This window comes from Methylobacterium sp. 275MFSha3.1, from assembly GCF_900108435.1.
GTDB lineage: Bacteria > Pseudomonadota > Alphaproteobacteria > Rhizobiales > Beijerinckiaceae > Methylobacterium.
In genome coordinates, this window is record NZ_FNWP01000013.1 from 1 (window position 1) to 19,684 (window position 19,684).

At 72.1% G+C, this 19,684-nt stretch carries 18 protein-coding genes and 1 pseudogene; 10 read left to right on the top strand and 9 right to left on the bottom strand.

Features of this window, described 5'->3' with window-relative positions:
- Positions 1-409, top strand: a pseudogene (locus BLW78_RS16550) (outer membrane beta-barrel protein); the annotation flags it as partial.
- Positions 410-564: 155 nt separating this feature from the next.
- On the opposite strand, the gene BLW78_RS16555 reads toward BLW78_RS16550, so the two are convergent.
- The 4 genes from BLW78_RS16555 to BLW78_RS16570 all read right to left on the bottom strand — a co-directional run bounded on the left by BLW78_RS16555 (position 565) and on the right by BLW78_RS16570 (position 4,901).
- The gene (locus tag BLW78_RS16555) at positions 565-978 is read right to left on the bottom strand and encodes a VOC family protein (protein WP_020094093.1); all 414 of its coding nucleotides are present in this window, start codon (positions 976-978) and stop codon (positions 565-567) included.
- A gap of 143 nt (positions 979-1,121) precedes the next feature.
- Positions 1,122-2,444, bottom strand: a complete 1,323-nt coding sequence (locus tag BLW78_RS16560) for an MFS transporter (RefSeq protein WP_020094092.1) — start codon at positions 2,442-2,444, stop codon at positions 1,122-1,124.
- Between the two features lie 495 nt (positions 2,445-2,939).
- A complete protein-coding gene (locus BLW78_RS16565) occupies positions 2,940-4,511 on the bottom strand; it encodes an ABC transporter substrate-binding protein (protein ID WP_091680902.1) in 1,572 nt (523 codons plus the stop codon).
- A gap of 84 nt (positions 4,512-4,595) precedes the next feature.
- A complete protein-coding gene (locus BLW78_RS16570; protein ID WP_056533575.1) occupies positions 4,596-4,901 on the bottom strand; it encodes a hypothetical protein in 306 nt (101 codons plus the stop codon).
- A 170-nt stretch (positions 4,902-5,071) separates the two neighbouring features.
- On the opposite strand from BLW78_RS16570, the gene BLW78_RS16575 reads away from it, so the two are divergent.
- From BLW78_RS16575 to BLW78_RS16585, 3 genes are all read left to right on the top strand, one after another.
- A complete protein-coding gene (locus BLW78_RS16575) occupies positions 5,072-5,680 on the top strand; it encodes a PAS domain-containing protein (protein WP_056533577.1) in 609 nt (202 codons plus the stop codon).
- A 227-nt stretch (positions 5,681-5,907) separates the two neighbouring features.
- On the top strand, positions 5,908-6,135 hold the full coding sequence (locus BLW78_RS16580; RefSeq protein ID WP_020094088.1) for a hypothetical protein: 228 nt from the start codon (positions 5,908-5,910) through the stop codon (positions 6,133-6,135).
- Between the two features lie 283 nt (positions 6,136-6,418).
- Positions 6,419-7,027 carry a hypothetical protein gene (locus tag BLW78_RS16585; RefSeq protein ID WP_091680903.1) on the top strand — a complete coding sequence of 203 codons (609 nt, stop codon included), beginning with the start codon at positions 6,419-6,421 and terminating at the stop codon, positions 7,025-7,027.
- A gap of 42 nt (positions 7,028-7,069) precedes the next feature.
- On the opposite strand, the gene BLW78_RS16590 is transcribed toward BLW78_RS16585, so the two are convergent.
- Positions 7,070-7,318, bottom strand: coding sequence for a hypothetical protein (locus tag BLW78_RS16590; RefSeq protein ID WP_020094086.1), 249 nt, complete (start codon positions 7,316-7,318; stop codon positions 7,070-7,072).
- Between the two features lie 89 nt (positions 7,319-7,407).
- Positions 7,408-7,881: a CYTH domain-containing protein gene (locus tag BLW78_RS16595; RefSeq protein ID WP_056533583.1), complete on the bottom strand. Its 474-nt coding sequence runs from the start codon at positions 7,879-7,881 to the stop codon at positions 7,408-7,410.
- 245 nt (positions 7,882-8,126) lie between these two features.
- On the opposite strand from BLW78_RS16595, the gene BLW78_RS16600 reads away from it, so the two are divergent.
- The 6 genes from BLW78_RS16600 (at position 8,127) to paoC (ending at position 15,621) form a co-directional block, all read left to right on the top strand.
- On the top strand, positions 8,127-8,597 hold the full coding sequence (locus tag BLW78_RS16600; RefSeq protein ID WP_091680905.1) for an NUDIX hydrolase: 471 nt from the start codon (positions 8,127-8,129) through the stop codon (positions 8,595-8,597).
- Between the two features lie 213 nt (positions 8,598-8,810).
- Positions 8,811-11,270: a bifunctional diguanylate cyclase/phosphodiesterase gene (locus tag BLW78_RS16605; protein WP_091680906.1), complete on the top strand. Its 2,460-nt coding sequence runs from the start codon at positions 8,811-8,813 to the stop codon at positions 11,268-11,270.
- Positions 11,271-11,408: 138 nt separating this feature from the next.
- On the top strand, positions 11,409-11,606 hold the full coding sequence (locus BLW78_RS16610) for a hypothetical protein (protein WP_012321181.1): 198 nt from the start codon (positions 11,409-11,411) through the stop codon (positions 11,604-11,606).
- 269 nt (positions 11,607-11,875) lie between these two features.
- On the top strand, positions 11,876-12,451 hold the full coding sequence (gene paoA, locus BLW78_RS16615; protein ID WP_020094082.1) for an aldehyde dehydrogenase iron-sulfur subunit PaoA: 576 nt from the start codon (positions 11,876-11,878) through the stop codon (positions 12,449-12,451).
- Entirely contained in the window at positions 12,448-13,398 is a 951-nt protein-coding gene (locus BLW78_RS16620; protein ID WP_020094081.1) for an FAD binding domain-containing protein, read from the top strand. Before paoA ends, BLW78_RS16620 begins: the two co-directional genes overlap by 4 nt.
- A gap of 3 nt (positions 13,399-13,401) precedes the next feature.
- Complete coding sequence (gene paoC, locus BLW78_RS16625) at positions 13,402-15,621, top strand: aldehyde oxidoreductase molybdenum-binding subunit PaoC (RefSeq protein ID WP_091680908.1); 2,220 nt, start codon at positions 13,402-13,404, stop codon at positions 15,619-15,621.
- Positions 15,622-15,653: 32 nt separating this feature from the next.
- Here the strand turns inward: paoC and BLW78_RS16630 are convergent, their stop codons facing one another.
- From BLW78_RS16630 to BLW78_RS16640, 3 genes are all read right to left on the bottom strand, one after another.
- The gene (locus tag BLW78_RS16630; protein ID WP_091680910.1) at positions 15,654-15,884 is read right to left on the bottom strand and encodes a DUF6894 family protein; all 231 of its coding nucleotides are present in this window, start codon (positions 15,882-15,884) and stop codon (positions 15,654-15,656) included.
- 215 nt (positions 15,885-16,099) lie between these two features.
- Positions 16,100-18,706 (bottom strand): TonB-dependent receptor, encoded by a 2,607-nt coding sequence (locus BLW78_RS16635; protein WP_091680912.1) that lies wholly within the window; start codon positions 18,704-18,706, stop codon positions 16,100-16,102.
- A 291-nt stretch (positions 18,707-18,997) separates the two neighbouring features.
- A complete protein-coding gene (locus BLW78_RS16640; RefSeq protein WP_091680914.1) occupies positions 18,998-19,615 on the bottom strand; it encodes an SOUL family heme-binding protein in 618 nt (205 codons plus the stop codon).
- Positions 19,616-19,684 lie beyond the last annotated feature (69 nt).

The window sequence follows — 19,684 nt, forward strand, 5'->3', positions numbered from 1 at the left end:
CGGCCTCTCCAGCCTCGACTTCTTCGGCACCGTGCGCGGCCGCCTCGGCTACGCCTTCGACCGCACCCTCGTGTACGGCACCGGCGGCTTCGCCTACGGCTCGGGCAGCGCCGACCGCTCCTTCGGTGGCTATGCCGGCAACGACAGCTTCCGCACCGGCTGGGCCGTCGGCGGCGGCATCGAGTACGCCCTGCCCACCGACTCGTTCCTGAACTTCTTCCGCTCCTCGGCCGTGACGCTCAAGGTCGAAGGCCTGTACGTCAACCTCGACCGCAACACCCGCAACCAGGGCGCGTTCGTCATCAACGCCGCCAACAACTTCCCGGTCGTCTACAGCGGCATCGGTCGCCGCTCCGACGAGTTCGCCGTCGTCCGCGCCGGCCTGAACTACAAGTTCGGCTCCTACTGAGACCGACCAGCGACGGTCGGATGCGACGCTCGCATCCCGACCGTCGCACCCGACCCGAAACGCGAAGGGGCCGCTTCCCACAGGAGGCGGCCCCTTCGCCGTTCGGGCGGCCGGAATCCGGCCCGGCCTCGACCCGGACTTGACCCGGCGCCGCCTCAGTAGCCCTTCCAGAGGCCGGGTGTGGCCAGCTCGAGCAGGTGCCCGTCCGGGTCGCGGAAGTAGACGCTGACGCCCCCCCGCGGCCAGCGGGTGCGGCCCTCGACGGCCACGCCGGCGGCCGCGAGATGGTCCTCCCAGGGCGCGAGGGCGTCGGCGTCGATCGAGAACGCGATATGGGCCGGGCCGCGGCCGTCATGGGGCGGTATGAGACCGCCCGGCGTCTCGATCGGCTGCAGGGACCCGCCTTCCGGAAAGAGCAGGAGGACGCCGCGGCCGCCGACGTCGAAGGCGCGCATGCGGAAGTCGGTGAAGAGGCAGCGCAACCCCATCGTGTCGCGATAGAAGGCCTCGGCGCGGTCGAGGTCCGCGACGTACAGCGCCGTCTCCAGGATGGCGTTGAGCTCGGGCACGGCGATCTCCTGGCGGCGGCGCGGTCACGGCCCGCAAGACCCCGTCCGGTCCGGTCCGGTCCGGGCCGGTCCGGGCCGGCGCAGCGCCGGGCGGCGGCCGCACCGGGCCAACCGGCCGGTCCCGGACTCGGTTCGCCGCGGGCTCAGACGGCCGACGGCCGCGGCGCGCCCGAATCGGGGCGCGGGGCGCGGCCCGGCACCAGCGACAGGGCGGCCGAGAGCAGGGCGAAGACCACGAGCGGCAGGAGGCTCAGGGTGAAGCTGCCGGTCCCGTCCTTGATCGCGCCGATCAGGTAGGGGCCGAGGAAGCCGCCGAGATTGCCGACCGCGTTGATGGCCGCGATGCTCGCCGCCGCGGTGGCGGGCGGCATCTGCTCGGTCGCGAGCGCCCAGAACGGGCCCTTGAGCATGTAGACGCCCATGGCGGCGATCGTCAGCGCCGCCACGACCGGGCCGAGCCCCGACAGGACCGTGCCGCCCGCGAGCCCCAGCGCCAGGATCAGGAACGAGAGCGCGAGGTGCCAGCGCCGCTCGGCGGTCCGGTCGCTGTGCCGGCCCCAGAGGACCATCGCCAGGGACGCGAAGCCGTACGGGATGCTGTTCAGGAGCCCGGTCTCGACGTTGCCGAGGCCGAAGCTCTTGACGATCTGCGGCGTCCAGAACGACAGCCCGTAGCTGCTCGCCGTCGAGCCGAAATAGATCGCGGCGAAGAGGGCGAGCCGCCGGTCGCGCAGGATGTCCCAGAGCGGCGGCTTCGCGGGCTGGCCGCTGCGGGTGTTGCGCGCCGCCTCGGCCCGGAGCTGCCGCTCCAGCCAGTCCCGCTCGGCCGCCGGCAGCCACGCCGCGTCCCGCGGGCCGTCCGGCAGGAGCCACAGGACCGCGACGGCCAGGAACACCGCCGGCAGGCCCTCGAGGATGAACAGCCACTGCCAGCCGGCGAGGCCGAATCCCGTCACGTTGAGCAGCGCGCCGGAGATCGGCGAGCCCAGGAACGACGAGATCGGGATCGAGATCATGAAGACTCCGATGATCCGCGCCCGATAGGCGGAGGGGAACCAGTAGGTCAGGTAGAGGATCACGCCGGGGAAGAAGCCGGCCTCGGCGAGCCCCAGCAGGAAGCGCAGGCCGATGAACGACCACGGCCCCTGCACCAGGGCCATGGCGGCGGAGATGAGCCCCCAGGTCGCCATGATCCGGGCGATCCACAGCCGCGCCCCGAAGCGCTCCAGCATCAGGTTGCTGGGGATCTCCATCAGGAAGTAGCCGAGGAAGAAGATGCCGGCGCCCCAGCCGAACACGGTCGCCGAGAGGCCGACATCGTGGTTCATCTGGATCGCCGCGAAGCCGACATTCACGCGGTCCAGGAAGGAGACGAAGTAGGCGAGGATCAGGAACGGCACGAGCCGCCAGCCGATCCTGCGCATCGCCGAGCGTTCCAGGGCGGCCTCGTCCGGGGAGCCTGTCATCGGGCCTATCCTCGCGGCGTGTCGTGGGGTCAGGCCGGCCCCCGCGGGGGTCCGGGTCGATCCAGGTCACGTCTCCGAGTCACGGCCGGGTCCGCGCGGGGCGGGACGGCGCCGGGCGCCGCCGCGCGGGCGGCGGGCAGGCGCGGCGTCTCGGGCTTCCTCGCGGGCCGGTCATCTCTGGGTTGTGACCTGTGCCGACCCTGCTTAACCCGCGGCCGCCGCGGCTGGGAAGCGCCGCCGGGCTTCAACGGGGCGGATCTGTCGAGGGGCAACGGCGTCCGCGACCGTCCGGATACGGTCGGAGAGGCCGTCGACGAGCGCCGGACCGGATACCGGGCGGGCTCCCGCGACGCTCGGGGTGGCCCTCGTCTTCGCGCGCGACGAGGCCACCCAGGGCAGCCCGCCATCTGCCGGCGTGGCGCCGCTGGATCGCCTGGCCGCGCGCGGGCGGCGCGGGCGGATCCCGACCGCCCGCGCCGCCTCCGGCGGTCGCCCTCAGCCCTTCTTGACGTTCCAGAACACCGGCACGCCGTCGAGGACGCCGGTCAGGGACGGCTTGTACGAGGTCTGGTTGAAGTACTGCCCGAGGGGCAGGTAGGGCAGGTCGACGAAGGCCTGCTGCTGGAGCTCGCCCGCGAGCCGCTTGCGCGCGGCGGTGTCCGGGGCGTCCAGCCACTGGTCCCGCAGCGCCTCGATCCTCGCGCTGGTGGGCCAGCCGATCGCGGCGCTCTGTCCGGTCCCGCGCAGGAAGGCGCTGACCGCGGGATTCGCCTGGTCGAGCCCCGCCCAGAAGGTGCAGAAGGCGCTCCAGCCGCCCTGGGCGACCGGCTCCTTCTTGGCGCGCCGCTGCACCACCGAGCCCCAGTCCATGACCTGATAGTCGACGTTGAAGCCGGCGCGCGTGAGCATGTCGGCCGCCACGTCGGCGAGCGCCTTCAGGCTCGGGAAGTCCGAGGCGCCCATCAGCACCACCTTCTCGCCCTTGTAGCCGGCCGCCGCCAGCGCCGCCTTGGCGCCCGCGTAGTCGCGCTTGCTGGTCAGGGCGTCGAGGCCGACGTCGCTCGCCATGGGCAGGCCCGGGCAGAAGAAGCCCGTCGGCACGTGGATCAGCTTGGGATCGGTGCCGGTCACCGCCTGCATGAAGTCGGTCTGGTCGACGACCTTCAGCAGCACCTGCCGGATCGCCGGATTGTCGAAGGGCGGCTGGAGCTGGTTCATCCGCAGGCAGCCGATCAGGCCGGTCGGGTCGGTGATCCGCGTCGTCAGCCCGCGGAGGGTGGGCACGAGGTCGGCCGGCGGCTGCTCCCACCAGTCCATCTCGCCCGTCTGCATGGCCGAGGCGGCGGTCGCCTGATCGGGGATGACGTTCCACTCGACCCGGTCGACGTGGACGCGCTTCGGGCCCGAGGTCCATTGCGGCTCGCCGCCCTCGCGGGGGACGTAGCCGGCAAAGCGCTCGTAGACCACCCGGGCGCCGACCACGCGCTCGTCCGCCTTGAAGCGGAACGGGCCGCTGCCGACCATCTCGGTCACCTGCGTGAACGGGTCGGTCTTGGCGAGACGCTCCGGCATGATCGCGCAGATCGAGGAGCCGACCTTGCCCAGCGCGTCCGGCAGGAGCGCGAAGGGCTTCTTCAGGCGGAACTGGATCGTCCGGTCATCCGGGGCCGAGAGCTCGTCCGTGTAGGCCATGAGCGTCTGGCCCATGGCGTCGCGCTTGCCCCAGCGCGCGACGCTCGCCACGCAGTCGCGGGCCAGGACCGGGCTGCCGTCGTGGAAGGTCAGCCCGGGCCGCAGGGTGAGGCGCCACAGCGTGCCGTCGTTCTCCACCGTGTGGCCCGCCACCATCTGCGGCTGGGCGGCGTAGGCGGCATCGGTGCCGTAGAGCGTGTCGAAGACGGCGAGCCCGTGATTCCGGGTGACGTAGGCGGTCGTCCAGATCGGATCGAGCACCGTCAGGTCGGCCTGCGGGATGAACTTGAGCGTCCGGGCGGCACTGCCCTGCGCCAGCGCCGGGGTCGCGAGGGCGGCCCCCGACAGGGCCATGAAGGATCGTCTGTTCAGCATGCCGACTCGCCCGAGCGTTGCAATCCCGCTCAGGTTAGCACGCGGCGGGCCAAGCGCATCACAAGCGCATCACGGGCGCACCGGTCAGCGTGCGGCCGCCAGATCCTGCACGAGGGTCAGGACGCGGCGGCGGATCTCGGGATCGTCGATGCGCCGGTAGGCATGCAGCAGGGCGTCGGCCTCGTCGGCACGCCCGCCCGCGACGCCGGCGCCCCGCTCCGCGCCCAGTGGGCCGTACAGGGAGGTGGCCGGAACCTGCAGCGCGTCGGCGATCCGCTGCAGCAGCCGCCCGGCACCCGGCGCGTGCGGCGGTGCGGAGCGCTCGAACAGGTCGTCCTCGGGCGCCGCAGCCCCGGAGGATCCGCTCCGGACAGGTGACTTCGATCCCATCGGCGGTCAGGCTCTGGCGCGCGGGCTGGCTCGAGCATTCATAATACAGAAGACCGGCGGGACGCGAGTGGCCAGCACGCAACAGTTGCATGAATGCGTCAAAGAAGTCTTGAGGTTGCAGCTACCGAACCCGTAGATCGACCGGACCGGAGCCGCACACGTACACCGCCATGCCCAAGACCAACGCGTCCGTCGGTCAGACCTGTCCCGAAGCCTTCCAGATCGCGCTCGATTCCGCCGACATGATCGGGCACTGGGCGTGGGACCCCGCGACGGACCGGGTGCGGGTCGACGCCCTGGTGGCCCTCCTGTTCAAGGTCGATCCGACCGCGGCGGAATCCGGCATCCCGCTGGCCGTCTACGAGGAGGCCATCCACGTCGACGACCGCGACCGGGTCGACACCCTGATCCGCCGCAGCGTCGCGGCGGGGAGTTCCTACGTCGCCGAGTACCGGGTGATCTCCGTCGACGGCCGGATGCGCTGGGTCCTGGCGCGCGGCCGCTTCACCAGCGACCGTCGCGGCCGGCCGACGGGCGGGCGCGGGATCCTCGTGGACATCACGGCGCTGCGCGCGCGCGAGGCGATCGGCGGCGCGACCGCGCCCGACCTCGGCGACACGCCCCTGGACCGGGCGGTCGAGCACGCCCTCGCCGCGCAGGACGCCGTCGCGGCGCTGGGCGATCCGGCCCTGAAGGCCGAGGCGGACGCGCTGCTGATGGCGCTGGGGCGACGGCTGGCCCGGCGGCAGGTCGCGGAACGGCGCCGCCGCCTGAACTGAAGCGTGACGGCAGCGGCGCGGCGGCAACCACTAAATCCCGCCGCTAATTGTGCGCCTTGTTCGTGCAAAGCGGGGATGAACAAGCTTTCGTCAAGATAACGACTTTATTGACCGCGAGCAGGTGCGGGACCGGCAGCGGCGTTGCCGGAGCCCCGTTCTCACCCGAGCGCGTCGCGCGCGCCGTTGCCGTCCGGACCCGGCGGGTCCGGCTTCCCGGGATCGTCGTCATGCACTTCACCGTCACCGCACGCCTGTCCGCGCGCCGGTTCGCCTACCAGCACGCCTCGGTCCTGACCGCCCTGGATCAGGGCATGAGCCTGATCGCGGCCGGCATGGCCGAGGTGACGATCACGGACGGCAGCGGCGAGGCGCGGACGCCGGCCGCGCTGTACCAGTCCCTGTTCGGGGCGCCCGGTCCCCTGCGGCGCCGCCCGGCGCAGGCGCAGGCCGCCTGATCCCGGACGACCCGATCGCGCGCGACGCCCGCCCCGCAACAGATCGTCCCGCAGCGGATCGCCCCCTCGCCGGGCGGCGACGGGGCAGTGTCCGCAGGTGCTCGGGCGATCACGCCTTCGGTTTCACGACCCGAGGCCTGGAAACGACCGCGGTCCATCTCGACTAAAGAGAAATTTGACCAGTACGACGTCGTCTTTCTGGACAACGGCCGAGATCAGGCTTAACCTCGGTGTGTTCGTGCCGCCGACATGCGTGCTCGAATGCTTCCAAGGATCATCTTACATGAAGCGCCGCAGCGCGCGACCGTTCATGGTCGAAGTCAAGCAGACCCGTTCGGCCCGCACAACGCTGACTGCCACCGAGGCGCGGCCGCGCCCGGACAAGATCCTGTGGCCGGAACTGGCGCAGGCCGCCCTCGCGCCGCCCGCACCCGCGCCCGCCCCTCAGGCGGCACCGGCGCCGCGCCCGGAACGGAAGGTGCCGGACGCACCGGTGCGCCGCGTCCTGCCGAGCCTCATGCCGATGTTCGAGGCCCCGGCCGAGCCGGTCCTCGAGGCCGCCGACGAGGCCGCGACGGACCCCGCCGCCGAGACCGTCCCGGCGCCGCGGGCGCGGCGCGGGCGGCCGCGGGCGGCCGCGCGGGACGCGCTCCCGCAGGTGCAGACGGCGCCGTCGCGCCCGGCCGCGCCGACCGCCCCGCCGCCGGCCCCGCCCGTCGACGAGGCGCCCGCCCGCGTCCCACCGCCGGCCGCGTCCGGTCCCACGTCCGGTCCCACGTCGGATCCCACGTCGGGTCAGGGCCCGTCGCCCCGGTCGACGGCAGGGCGGCGGACGAACGAGCTGCGGCTCGGCGAGCGCTGGAAGCGGCGCCTGCCGCACTTCATGCGCTGATCCCGCGCCGACGGCCCGGCCGCGCCCTCGCGGCCGGCCGCGTCAGGTGAAGAACGGCCTGAAGTTCTCGAGCCATCCGCGCAGCCAGGCTTCGCAGCCCTGCCGGGCGCCCTCGGCGTCCTGGCCGTGCCCCCAGATGTCCTCGGCCAGCGGGCTCCACCAGGTCCAGAACCGGCTCGATCCGTCGTAGGCGCAGATCCCCACGACGACCGTCCCGACCCGGCCGACGAAGCGCGGGAGCGGCACGCCGGCGGTCTCGTCCTGCGTCCAGGTGATCAGGGTCCGGGGCATGCCGTGAGAACCGTGGCCGCCCCGGGATGTTCACGGGCCCGGATGTTCGAGATGTTCGACCGGACGGATCCGCCCGGCGCGTCGGGGACCTAGGCCGCCCACCGCTCCGGCACCGGTCCCGCGGCCAGCCGCGAGTTGCGGTAGCGCGCGTCGTCGGTGACCTCGCGCTCGACCCAGGGAGGGAGCACCACCGGCTGGTCCTCGCGCTCCAGTTCGATCTCGGCCAGGATCAGGCCCGCGAGGTTCCCGCCGAACACGTCGACGTCCCAGACCGCCCCGGCATGCGCGACCCGGTAGCGGGTCTTCTCGAGCCGCCGGCCGGGCGGCACGGTGGCGAGGAGCGCCGCGCCGTCCTCCGGCGCGATGGCGAACTCGATCTCGTCCCGGCTGGCGCCGCGGCGCGGGCTCTTCCACGTGATCAGCGCGCGCTCACCGGCCCGGCGGATCCGGATCGTGTTGGCCGCGTCGGTGAAGAGGTATCCCTGAACCAGGGGCGTCCCCGCCCGGCACAGCGCCAGAACCGACGGGTTCGCGATGAACTTGCGCTCGATCTCGACAGCCATGCCGCGCCTCGTGGACGTTTGACGCGTCAGCCTTCGCCGACAAGCCGGCCCGCGACAAGCCGCCTGGCGGGGATGAGCACAGCGTTACAGGCATGGCTCGGTGCCAATGCGCGCGGGCTGCAATGGGATCGTGTTAAACTTATGTAAAAGCGTGAGGAGGCCGTCGATTGCAGAAGCATCATCAGAAATCCCGCCCTTCTCCGTCCGCGAGGTCAGCGCTGAAGACGGCATCCAAGCGGCCGAACTTGAAGAAGCTGCTCCGCAAGGCGCAGGTCAAACCGCTCAAGCAGGTGGCGGCCCTGCCGTTCCGCGTCGGCGCCGACGGCCGGATCGAGGTCCTGCTGATCACCTCGCGGGATACGGGACGCTGGATCATCCCGAAGGGCTGGCCGATGACCGGCCGGAAGGCCCATCAGGCCGCCGCGCGGGAGGCCTACGAGGAGGCGGGGCTCGAAGGGCAGATCGCCGCGAACCCGGTCGGACGGTACCATTACCAGAAGCGCTTCGACCACGGCCGCGCCTTCCCCTGCATGGTCCGCGTCTACCCGCTGCGGGTCGAGGCCCAGCACGAGCGCTGGCCGGAACAGGATCAGCGCACCCTGCAATGGTTCGCGCCCGAGGAGGCGGCGCGCCTCGTCCACGAGGACGAGCTCCAGGAACTCCTGACGGATTTCGCGGCGCGGCCGATCGAGATCCGCGGCGACGGGCGCGGCTGACGGGCGCCGCGACGGGCACGGGCGGGCGGACCCCCGCCGCGCCCGAACATACAACTCCTGACCTGCGGCCTGACCGGCGCCCGGCGGCGCCCGGCGGCGCCCGGAAGAGCCTCGTCCGCATCGCGGATCGGACCCGTGTCCGGGCGGAATGCAACTTCTGATTAGTATCCGCGGGTTAAGGTTCCCGCCGTCGCAGAAGGGCGGGGCACCTCGATGTATCGCGCGTTCGCTTGCCTGACCGAGGAACATACCGGCTGGGTGGTCGCCCTGGCCGCCTGCGTGTGCTGGATCTCCTGCGCGGTGGCCCTCAAGCTGGAGCAGCGCGTCCAGGTCTGCGCCGACGGGCACGGGCCGGTCTGGCTCCTGGCCTCGGGCTTCTCGATCGGGGCCGGGATCTGGAGCACCCACTTCATCGGCATGCTGGGCTACGATCCCGGCGTGGTGCTGGGCTACGAGCCGCGCACGACCCTGCTCTCGCTGATCGTCGCGATCGCGGCCGCCACCGTGGCCTTCCTGTTCGCCCGGGCCACGCCGTCGCGCTGGGCCGGGGCGGGGGCGGGCCTCGTGCTCGGGATCGGCATCGCCTGCATGCACTTCCTCGGCATCGCCGGCGTGCGGCTGCCGGGGCACTTCACCTGGGACCCCGCCATGGCCGCCACGGCGATCGCGGTGGGCTGCGGGCTCGCCGCCGCCGGCATGGCCATCCATGTCGGCGGCGCGGGCGCGCGGGCCCGGCTCGCGGCCGCGACCGTCCTGACCCTCGCCATCGCGGTCCTGCACTTCCTCGCCATGGCGGCCGCCCGCGTGGTGCCGGACCCGGCCCTGGCGGTCCCGCAGCTCGGCCTCGCCCGGGGCGTCCTGGCCGGCGGCATCGCCGGCGTGATGGCGGTGATCCTGGCCTTCGCGGCGCTGACGCTGATGCTGGACCACCTGCGCCGGATCAACGTCGCCCTGGCCCGGCAGGGCCGCATGCTGCGGGAGAAGACCCTGCTGCTCGACGCCACCCTCGACAGCATGGACCAGGGCCTCATCATGGTCGACGCCGGCGGCGTGGTCCGGGTCTGCAACGAGCGGGCTCTGGCGCTCCTCGACCTGCCCCGGGCGATGATGCAGGCGCGGCCGAGCTACCGGGCGGTGCTGCGCCACGAGGCGAGCCGCCGCGAGCGCCGGCGCCCGGACCGCTCGATCCGGACCTGGATCGAGCGCGGCGAGGCCGGGCAGACGCAGGTTCACGAGCGGGCGCGGCCCAACGGCCTCGTGCTCGAGATCCGCACCGTGCCCCTGGCGGATGGCGGCTTCGTGCGGACCTTCACCGACATCACCAAGCGGAAGGCCGCGGAGGCCGAGGTGGCGCGCCTCGCCCGCCACGACGTCCTCACCGGCCTGCCGAACCGGGCGCTGTTCCACGAGACCCTCGCGCGCAGCCTCGTCGACATCGTCCAGCGCGGCGGCGCCTGCGCGGTCCTGTACCTCGACCTCGACGGCTTCAAGAGCGTGAACGACAGCCTCGGCCACCAGGCCGGGGACGAGCTCCTCCGGCGCGTGTCGGCCGGCCTGCGGGGCATCGCGGGGGACGGGGCGGTGGCCCGGCTCGGGGGCGACGAGTTCGCCGTGCTCTCGGCCGGCGGCGCGGCCGAGGCCGAGGTCCTGGCCGAGCGCCTCATCGCGCTGTTCCACAGCCCGTTCAGCGTGGGCGGGCACCGGGTCGGCGTCGGCCTGAGCGTCGGCATCGCGCTGGCCCCCGAGCACGGGACGGATGCCGAGCCGCTGTACCGCCGCGCCGACCTCGCCCTCTACCGGGCCAAGGCCGAGGGCCGCGGCACGTACCGGATCTTCACCCCCGCCATGGACGAGGAGGCCGAGGAGCGGCGGGTGCTCGAGCGCGACCTGCGCCAGGCCCTCGACGACAACACCCTGAGCCTGCACTACCAGCCGCAGGTCGAGGGCCACACGGGGGCGCTCGTCGGGTTCGAGGCGCTCCTGCGCTGGACCCACCCGGTCCGCGGCAGCGTGTCGCCCAACGTGTTCGTGCCCCTGGCCGAGGAGACCGGCCTGATCGTGGCGCTCGGCGACTGGGTGCTGCGCGAGGCCTGCCGCGAGGCGGCCCAGTGGGCGCAGCCCCTGAAGGTCGCCGTCAACCTCTCGCCCCGCCAGTTCCAGAAGCCCGGCCTGCCCGAGACCGTCCTGGCGATCCTGGCCGAGACCGGTCTCTCGCCGGACCGCCTGGAGCTGGAGGTCACCGAGAGCATCATCATCAACGACATGGCGCGGGCCGTGGGCATCCTCCGCCGCCTGAAGAGCTACGGCATCCGGATCAGCATGGACGATTTCGGGACCGGCTACGCGTCGCTCGCGACCCTCCAGGCCTTCCCGTTCGACAAGCTGAAGATCGACCGCTCCTTCGTGGCGCAGCTCGGGACCGGGCCACAGGCCGCCGTGATCGTCCGGGCCGTGCTCAGCCTCGGCCGCAGCCTCGGCATGGGCGTCGTCGCGGAGGGCGTCGAGACCCACGCGCAGATGAAGTTCCTGACCGAGGAGGCCTGCGGCGAGATGCAGGGCTTCCTGTTCGGCAGGCCGCGCCCGATCACCGACTACGCCGCCGCGGTCGGCGGTCCCGCCGGCCCCGCCGAGGAGTCCGCCCGGGCCGAGCCGGGCCTCGCCGCGGTCGGCTGAGCGGGATCGCCGATCCGCCGCCGGGAACCCGCCCGATCGCTCCGACGTTGGCCCCGCAGATTGGATCACTTCTAAGGTCCAAGCTCTCGTCCCCCGCCGGGACGGCCCCCGGGCCGCCGGCCTCACAGGAGCCCGACCATGAACGCCAAGTGCGAGACCTGCCGGTTCTTCGACGAGCACAAGGGCAACGGCGCCGTCGCGCAGAACGATGCCGGCCTGTGCCGCTTCAACCCGCCGGTCAGCCAGCCCGCGCCCGAGTCCAAGGGCCTCTGGCCGGTGGTCGCCGCCCAGGACTGGTGCGGCCACTACACCGCCGAGATGACCGCGGCCGAGTAGGCGCGTCCGCGGCGCGACGATCGGGGCCGGCCTTCGGGTCGGCCCTTTCGTTTGGGCGGGTCCCGGCGCGGCCCGCCGCAACTTTCGCGTCCCCGGCCGCGCCGCCCCCCCTGACCATCGCGGGAGCGGGCTCTACCTTGGAGCCGATCCAGGGTGCCGCCGCTTTGCGGGATGTCTTGCCGGGATGTTCCGCCGGGATGTTCCGCCCGCGGGCCCCGGCGACCGGGATCCCGTCCGCGCCTTCGTGATCTGAACCGGAGAGAGACTTGATGGTGAGCGCCGAAACCGTGCCCCAGGACCCGGGCGCCAGACCTGCGCGGACCGACGCACCGGTCCTCGCCGCCGTCACGTTCACGGTGAACGGCGAGCGGCGCACGCTCGAACTCGACACCCGCACCAGCCTGCTCGACGCCGCGCGCGAGCACCTGCACCTGACCGGGTCCAAGAAGGGCTGCGATCACGGCCAGTGCGGCGCCTGCACGATGATCGTCGACGGGCGGCGCATCAACGCCTGCCTGACGCTGGCGATCATGCACCAGGGCGCCGAGATCGTGACCGTCGAGGGCCTGGGGCAGCCCGACAGCCTGCACCCGATGCAGGCGGCCTTCGTCAAGCACGACGGCTACCAGTGCGGCTACTGCACGCCGGGCCAGATCTGCTCGGGCGTGGCCGTCCTGGAGGAGATCAGGGCCGGCATCCCGAGCCACGTCACGGCCGATCTCGGCGCGGCGCCGCAGGTGACCGAGACCGAGATCCGCGAGCGGATGAGCGGCAACCTCTGCCGCTGCGGCGCCTATTCCAACATCGTCGAGGCGATCACCGAAGTCGCCGGGAGCCGCGCATGAAGTCCTTCACGTACGAGCGCCCGGGCACGCCCGCCGCGGCCGCCGCCGCCGTCGCCGCCACGCCCGACGCCAAGTTCATCGCCGGCGGCACCAACCTGCTCGACCTGATGAAGCTGCAGATCGAGACCCCGCGCCACCTCGTCGACGTGAACGGGCTCGGCCTCGACGCGGTCGAGCCGACCGAGGAGGGCGGCCTGCGCATCGGCGCCCTGGTGCGCAACACCGATCTCGCGGCCCATCCGCGGGTGCGCGCGGATTACGGGGTCCTCGCCCGCGCGCTGCTCGCCGGCGCCTCCGGCCAGCTGCGCAACAAGGCGACCACCGCCGGCAACCTGCTGCAGCGGACCCGCTGCCCGTACTTCTACGACACCGCCCAGCCCTGCAATAAGCGCCAGCCGGGCTCTGGCTGTTCGGCGCTCGACGGCGTGAGCCGCCAGCTGGCGGTGATCGGCGGCAGCGAGGCCTGCATCGCCACGCATCCGGGCGACATGGCGGTGGCCATGCGCGTCCTCGACGCCACCGTGGAGACGATCGACGCCGGGGGCGCCGCGCGGAAGATCCCGATCGCCGAGTTCCACCGCCTGCCGGGCGACGACCCGTCGCGCGACACGAACCTCGAGCCCGGCGAGCTCATCACCGCGGTGACGCTGCCGAAGCCCGTTCCCGGGACGCACATCTACCGCAAGGTCCGCGACCGCGCCTCCTACGCCTACGCGCTGGTCTCGGTGGCGGCGATCCTGGGCAAGGACGGCTCCGGCCACGTCGCCTTCGGGGGCGTCGCCCACAAGCCCTGGCGGGTCGAGGCGGCCGAGGCCGATCTCCCGAAGGGCGCCCGGGCCGTGACCGACCGGGTCTTCGCCGACGCCAAGCCCACCCACGAGAACGCCTACAAGCTGAAGCTCGCCGAGCGGACCCTCGGCGCCGCGCTCAACCAAGCGAGGGCCTGAGCCATGAAGTTCGACACCGCCGCGGGCCCGAACCCGATCGACCGCCTCAAGGTCGTCGGCCTGCCCACCGACCGCATCGACGGCAAGTACAAGACCACCGGCACCGCGCCCTACGCGTACGAGCGCCACGACGCGGCCCCCGACGCCGCCTACGGCTACGTGCTGGGCTCCGCCATCGCCAAGGGCCGGGTGCGCAGCATCGACACGGCCTCGGCCCGGCAGGCGCCCGGCGTCATCGGGATCGTCACCACCCTCGACACGCTGCGGATCGAGCGCGGCGTGATGAACGTCGCCTACCTGTTCGGCGGCGACGTGATCCAGCACTACCATCAGGCGATCGCCGTCGTGGTGGCCGAGACCTTCGAGCAGGCCCGGGCGGCCGCCTTCCTGGTGACGGTCGATTACGCCCCCGAGGCCGGTGCGTTCGACCTCGCCGCCGCGGCGAAGACCGCCGAGCCGGTCCCGGCCGACAGCGGCGAGGGCAGCGGCGGCAACGGCGAGGAGCGGACCGGCGACTTCGAGGGCGCCTTCGCGCAGGCCCCCGTGACGCTCGACGCGACCTACACGACGTCCGACGAGAGCCACGCCATGATGGAGCCGCACGCCACGACGGCGGCCTGGGACGGCGACCGGGTCACGCTCTGGACCGCCAACCAGATGATCGGCTGGGGCCACGGCAGCCTCGCCAAGATGCTCGGCCTGCCGAAGGACAAGGTCCGGCTCGACGCGCCCTATGTCGGCGGCGGCTTCGGCGGCAAGCTGTTCGTGCGCGCCGACGCGGTGCTGGCGGCGCTCGCCGCGAAGGCCACCGGGCGGCCGGTCAAGGTGGCGCTGACCCGCCCGCTGATCGCCAACAACACCACGCACCGCCCGGCCACGATCCAGCGGGTCCGGATCGGCGCCCAGCGGGACGGCACCATCACGGCGATCGCGCACGAGAGCGTCTCGGGCAACCTGCCGGAGGGCGATCCCGAGACGGCCGTGAACCAGACCAAGTACCTCTACGCGGGGGCGAACCGCCTGACCGCCATGAAGCTCGCCCGGCTCGACCTGCCCGAGGGCAACGCCATGCGCGCCCCCGGCGAGGCCCCGGGCCTCGCGGTGCTGGAGGTCGCCATGGACGAGATGGCCGAGAAGCTCGGCCTCGACCCGGTGGAGTTCCGCATCCGCAACGACACGCAGGTCGTCCCGACCCAGCCGGACCTGCGCTACTCCCACCGCGACCTCGTCGGCTGCCTCAAGCTCGGCGCCGAGCGGTTCGGCTGGGCCAGGCGCAACCCGAAGCCCGGACAGGTCCGGGAGGGGCATTGGCTCGTCGGGCACGGCATGGCGGCGGCGTTCCGCGACAACATGGTGCTGAAGTCGGGCGCCCGGGTGCGGCTCTCCGCCGACGGCACGGTCACGGTCGAGACCGACATGACCGATATCGGCACCGGCAGCTACACGATCATCGCGCAGACCGCCGCCGAGATGATGGGCGTGCCCCTCGACCGGGTCGTGGCGCGGCTCGGCGACTCGGACTTCCCGGTCTCGTCGGGTTCGGGCGGCCAGTTCGGCGCCAACTCGTCGACCGCGGGCGTCTACGCGGCCTGCGTGAAGCTGCGGGAGGCGGTCGCGCAGAAGCTCGGCTTCAACGCCACCGACGCGGTGTTCGAGGAGGGCGAGGTTCGCGCCGGCAACCGCGCCATCCCGCTCGCCCGGGCCGCCGCCGACGGCGAGCTCGTGGCCGAGGACGCGATCGAGTTCGGTGAGTTCTCGAAGACCCAGCAGGTCTCGACCTTCGGCGCCCACTTCGTCGAGGTCGCGGTGGATGCCTATACGGCGGAGGTCCGGGTGCGGCGGATGCTGGCGGTCTGCGCGGCGGGGCGCATCCTCAACCCGAAATCCGCCCGCAGCCAGGTGATCGGCGGGATGGTGATGGGCACCGGAGCGGCCCTGATGGAGGAGCTGGTCGTCGACACCAAGCGCGGCTTCTTCGCCAACCACGACCTCGCCGGCTACGAGGTGCCGGTCCACGCCGACATCCCGCACCAGGAGGTGATCTTCCTCGACGAGGTCGACCCGATGTCCTCGCCCATGAAGGCCAAGGGCGTGGGCGAGCTCGGCATCTCGGGGGTCGGCGCCGCGGTCGCGAACGCGATCTACAACGCCACCGGCATCCGCGTGCGCGACTACCCGATCACCCTCGACAAGCTTCTCGACCGCATGCCGGACGCGGCCTGACCGGGGTGCGGGGACGTCCTGCCGGGCGTCCCCTACGGGTCCACGACGTGGAAGCTGGCCCGGGCCCGCATCACGAGGCGACCGTCCTCGTCGTAGGCGCTGGCGGTGAAGTCGTTCACCCCGGTCTCCTCGCCCTCGTCGTGCAGGAGCGCCGTCAGGGTCCGGCGCAGCAGGTCCCGCAGGGCGACCCGGTCCGAGAGGACCGTGCCCTCGTCGTCCCGGACGGCGACGTGGTCGGCGGTGTCGATGAAGTAGCGCGGCATGGGTGTCTCCAGGATCGGGATGACCGGGACGGGAGCGCCCGCAAGCCTCGCCGGCGGCCGATCAGGGATACAGATCGGGTCGGCGGCCGCACTCATCTGGGTTTGAAAGACCGGGCTCATCGTCCGGGCGCGAAGGCGCGCGGGCTCGAACGGAAGAGGGGCCGCGGATCCCCCGGCCCCTCGCTCCGTTGTTCCGTCGTTCTCCCCGGACGGGATCAGTACTTCCGGATGATCGGCTCCGGCGCCATCGGGACCGGATCCGCCCCGAACCGGTAGGTGAGGCCGGCGTAGATCGAGAGCGGCTGCGCCAGGGTCGTGGTCCGCGGGTCGTTGATCGACAGGTTGCCGGCCACTGCGCCCGTCTCGGCGAAGGTGCCGAACGTGGCGTAGCGGTTGTTGGTCAGGTTGGTGATCAGCCCGAAGATCTCCAGGTTCTTGCTGACCTGATACTTCGTCGTCAGGTTCATCACGTAGTAGGCCGGCAGCTTGCGGTTGAGGTTCGATTCGTCACCCCGGTAGTAGGACGACGAGAAGGCCGAGACGTTGAGGCCGAAGCGCCAGTTCGGGGTGATGCTGTACTCGAAGCCCGCCTTGATCTGGTGATCGGGGATCAGCGGGATCTTGTCGCCCGGCCGGACACGGATGCCGCCGTTCGGGATCACGTCGCCGCCCACGGCGCCGCCGGCCGCGCCGGTGCTCGCCAGGGGGTTGTTGGGCGACGAGAGGGTCGCGTTGAACTGGAAGGTCGCGTCGACCAGGGCGTAGTTGGCGTAGACCAGCAGGTCGGGCGTGACCGCGTACTCGGCGCCGACCTCGATGCCCTGGCGCCGGGTCGCCGGGACGTTGATGTAGTAGGCGCGGGCGGCGTTGCCCGCGACGGCGACCTGGTAGAGGTCGTTGCTCAGGTCGGTGCGGTAGACGCCGGCCTTGTAGGTGAGGGCGCCGCCCGACAGGAAGGCCGGGATCACGCCGCGGAAGCCGGCCTCGTAGGTCCGGCCGGTGACCTGCTTGAGCGGCGGATCGGCCACGAGCGAGTTCGGCAGCAGGCACGGCTGGGTCGGACTGGAGCAGGACAGCTCCAGCGGGGTCGGGGCGCGGTTCGATTCCGAGTAGCCGCCGTAGAGATTCAGCGCCGGGTCGAACTGGTAGGTCAGGCCCGCGAGCGGGTTGACCTTGGTGTACTCGTGCACGCCGGTGACGTCCGGCGAGAACCCGGTCTGGTCCCGGGTCTGGATGCGGGCGTAGTTGAGCCGGAAGCCGCCGGTCAGCGACAGCCGGTCGGTCACGTCCAGCGTGTCGGTGGCGTAGAGGCCGAGATACAGGGTCGAGCCGCTGACGTTGCCCGGCGCGAGGCCGATCGCCCCCAGCGTGCGGATGTCCGGCGTGCCGAGGCCCGGGATCGTGCCGTAATACGGGTTGTTCGGGTCGACGGTAATCGACAGGTTCGGGTTGATCACGCCCAGCTGGCTCGCCGACTTGAACGAGAAATTCGAGGCGTCGACGCTGCCGCCGACCACGAAGGCGTTGTTCAGGCCGAAGATCCGGTCGCGGTTGGCGGCCTGGAGCGAGCCGCCGTAGGATTCGGCCTCCGTCCGGGTCGTGTCGATCGTGCCGTACGGGATGTTCCGGACGAACGGGATCGTCTGGTTGTTCAGGCCGAGGATCGCGAACTGGTTGGCGTAGGCCCGGCGCGCCGCCACCTGGCTGGTGGGCGGCGCGTTCACGTTGAACGCGTCGTCCTGGTAGCAGAGCGAGCCCCGGAAGCTGCTGCGGCTGCTGCAGTTCTCGAAGTTGCCCTGGTTGCCGTCGACGTAGAACTCGCTGAAGCGCCGGTAATAGGCGTTGCCGGCGAGGTCCCAGGTCGGCGAGAGGTCGACCCGGCCGGTCAGCTGGAGCGTGCCCACCTGCGTCGTCTGGGTCTGCGGGTAGGTGAAGATCGCCCGCGGGTCGAGATGGGTGAAGTCCACCGGCGTGGCGGCGGCCGCGCCGTAGAAGCTGCGGGCGGCGAGTCCGATCAGGTGGAACTCCGAATCCTGCGAGCGGTAGCCGAGATCCGCGTAGAGGCGGCCGATCGTGCTCGGGTTCTGGTAGCGCCAGCCGCGGTCGTTCAGGCCGTCGCCGGTGAAGTAGAAGCTCCAGGGACCGGAGATCTTGCCGTACTCGAGGTAGCCGGCGGTGCGCGCGTCCGAGCCGCCCCAGGCCGAGATCTCGGTGCCCTGCCAGGTGAAGCCGTTCTTCATCTGGATGTTGACCGCGCCGCCGATGGCGTTGAGGCCGAAGACCGGGTTGCCGGTGACCACGTCGATGCGCTGGATCGCCTGCGGCGGGATCAGGTCGAAATTGACGACGTCGCCGAAGGCCTCGTTGATGCGCACGCCGTTCTGGTAGACGGCGAGCCCCTGTGGCACGCCCTGCACCGACGAGGCCGTGAAGCCGCGGTAGCTGAGATCGACCCGGTTCGAATTGCCCTGCGAGTCGTTGAGGTTCACCCCGGGCGTGCGCCGCGCCAGCGTGGCGATCACGTTGTCGGAGCCCTGATCGACCTCGATCTGCCGGGCCGTGACGGTCTCGACGGTGCTGGGGATCTTGTTGAGCGGCTGCTCGGAGCCGCGCAGCCGCACCCCGGCGGCCGGGGCCGGCAAGGTCGGCGCGGCCTGGGCGAGCGTATCGAGATTCTGGACGCCGCTGGAATTGCCGCCGCCCGCCCCCACCGGCGACGTCGAGACGACGCTGATCTCGCCGAGGGTGACGGATTGTTGAGCCTGCGCGACACCCGGCAACAGAGCCACGGACGCGATCAAGCTGCCTCGCAGGGCCCGCATATCTTCCCCCAACCTGGATTCGAAGGCACGCGCCGCTTCGCGTCGGCTGCGTGCGCCTCACTGATCTCGGGTCGGGTCGCGACCTCAATTCACATTCTGTTTAATCCCTGCGGGGGACGACTTGCGGGCTCGAATGATCGGGCCTGTGGCGCAAAGACAACAAAAGAGGAAGATGGCGGCAAGTCTTCGGGATTATTATGAAGGACATCGCGGGATAATTGCGCAATCGGGCCGGTCCTCCGGGGCGGCGTCCGAGGCCGCGCGCCGGGTCGTCAGGACCGGTCCCGGCTCTCACGGCGGCGGCAGGCGGACGGCGACCTCGTTCCGGCGCAGGAACGGGATCGCGAAGGGCGGGTCGTAGCCCATGACGAAGGGCGCGCCCGCCGGTGCGCGGCCGGCCGCCGCCAGGACGGCGGCGAGGATGCCCGCCTGCGCGGCCCGCGCCTCCGGGGTGAGGCGGCCGGAGAAGCGCAGGGCCGCGACCCGCTCGGCCGGGACCTCGACCAGCCGGACCCCCGGCTCGGTCGGGGCCGGCGCCCCGGCCGCCGCCACCGCGCGGGGCAGGAAGAACCGCATCGTGCCGGTGCCGTCCCGCTCCACCGGGACGGTCATGGCGATGGGCTGGGCGATGCGCTGGCCGCCGCTCTCGACCGGCGCCGTCATGGCGATGCGGTCCCCGGCCCGGTTCGCGCCGGTGATGTAGCGGAACAGCCGCCCGAAGGCGTCGCCGTCGCCCTGGCCGCGCGCGTCGGTCTCGACCGCGAGGCGCGGCGCGTAGGACCGGATCTCGACCCCGCGGTCGAGGCGCTCGACGACCGCGTAGGCGGGCTGCTCGTAGAGCGCCCGCACGCCGAAGATCCCGAGCACCGCCTCCGCCAGGGTGACGAGCGCGTACATGACCCTGTCCATGGGACCTCCGGGGGCGGGCGCGGCGTCTCCCGCGCGCGGAACCTCCCGCGGGAACATGGCGCCGGGACC

Excerpts from the sequence above, each read along its gene's own strand:
- BLW78_RS16560 (WP_020094092.1), bottom strand. The coding sequence starts at position 2,444 with ATGACAGGCTCCCCGGACGAGGCCGCCCTGGAACGCTCGGCGATGCGC.
- BLW78_RS16565 (WP_091680902.1), bottom strand. The coding sequence starts at position 4,511 with ATGCTGAACAGACGATCCTTCATGGCCCTGTCGGGGGCCGCCCTCGCG.
- BLW78_RS16570 (WP_056533575.1), bottom strand. The coding sequence starts at position 4,901 with ATGGGATCGAAGTCACCTGTCCGGAGCGGATCCTCCGGGGCTGCGGCG.
- BLW78_RS16575 (WP_056533577.1), top strand. The coding sequence starts at position 5,072 with ATGCCCAAGACCAACGCGTCCGTCGGTCAGACCTGTCCCGAAGCCTTC.
- BLW78_RS16580 (WP_020094088.1), top strand. The coding sequence starts at position 5,908 with ATGCACTTCACCGTCACCGCACGCCTGTCCGCGCGCCGGTTCGCCTAC.
- BLW78_RS16585 (WP_091680903.1), top strand. The coding sequence starts at position 6,419 with ATGAAGCGCCGCAGCGCGCGACCGTTCATGGTCGAAGTCAAGCAGACC.
- BLW78_RS16590 (WP_020094086.1), bottom strand. The coding sequence starts at position 7,318 with ATGCCCCGGACCCTGATCACCTGGACGCAGGACGAGACCGCCGGCGTG.
- BLW78_RS16595 (WP_056533583.1), bottom strand. The coding sequence starts at position 7,881 with ATGGCTGTCGAGATCGAGCGCAAGTTCATCGCGAACCCGTCGGTTCTG.
- BLW78_RS16605 (WP_091680906.1), top strand. The coding sequence starts at position 8,811 with ATGTATCGCGCGTTCGCTTGCCTGACCGAGGAACATACCGGCTGGGTG.
- BLW78_RS16610 (WP_012321181.1), top strand. The coding sequence starts at position 11,409 with ATGAACGCCAAGTGCGAGACCTGCCGGTTCTTCGACGAGCACAAGGGC.
- paoA (WP_020094082.1), top strand. The coding sequence starts at position 11,876 with ATGGTGAGCGCCGAAACCGTGCCCCAGGACCCGGGCGCCAGACCTGCG.
- BLW78_RS16620 (WP_020094081.1), top strand. The coding sequence starts at position 12,448 with ATGAAGTCCTTCACGTACGAGCGCCCGGGCACGCCCGCCGCGGCCGCC.
- paoC (WP_091680908.1), top strand. The coding sequence starts at position 13,402 with ATGAAGTTCGACACCGCCGCGGGCCCGAACCCGATCGACCGCCTCAAG.
- BLW78_RS16630 (WP_091680910.1), bottom strand. The coding sequence starts at position 15,884 with ATGCCGCGCTACTTCATCGACACCGCCGACCACGTCGCCGTCCGGGAC.
- BLW78_RS16635 (WP_091680912.1), bottom strand. The coding sequence starts at position 18,706 with ATGCGGGCCCTGCGAGGCAGCTTGATCGCGTCCGTGGCTCTGTTGCCG.
- BLW78_RS16640 (WP_091680914.1), bottom strand. The coding sequence starts at position 19,615 with ATGGACAGGGTCATGTACGCGCTCGTCACCCTGGCGGAGGCGGTGCTC.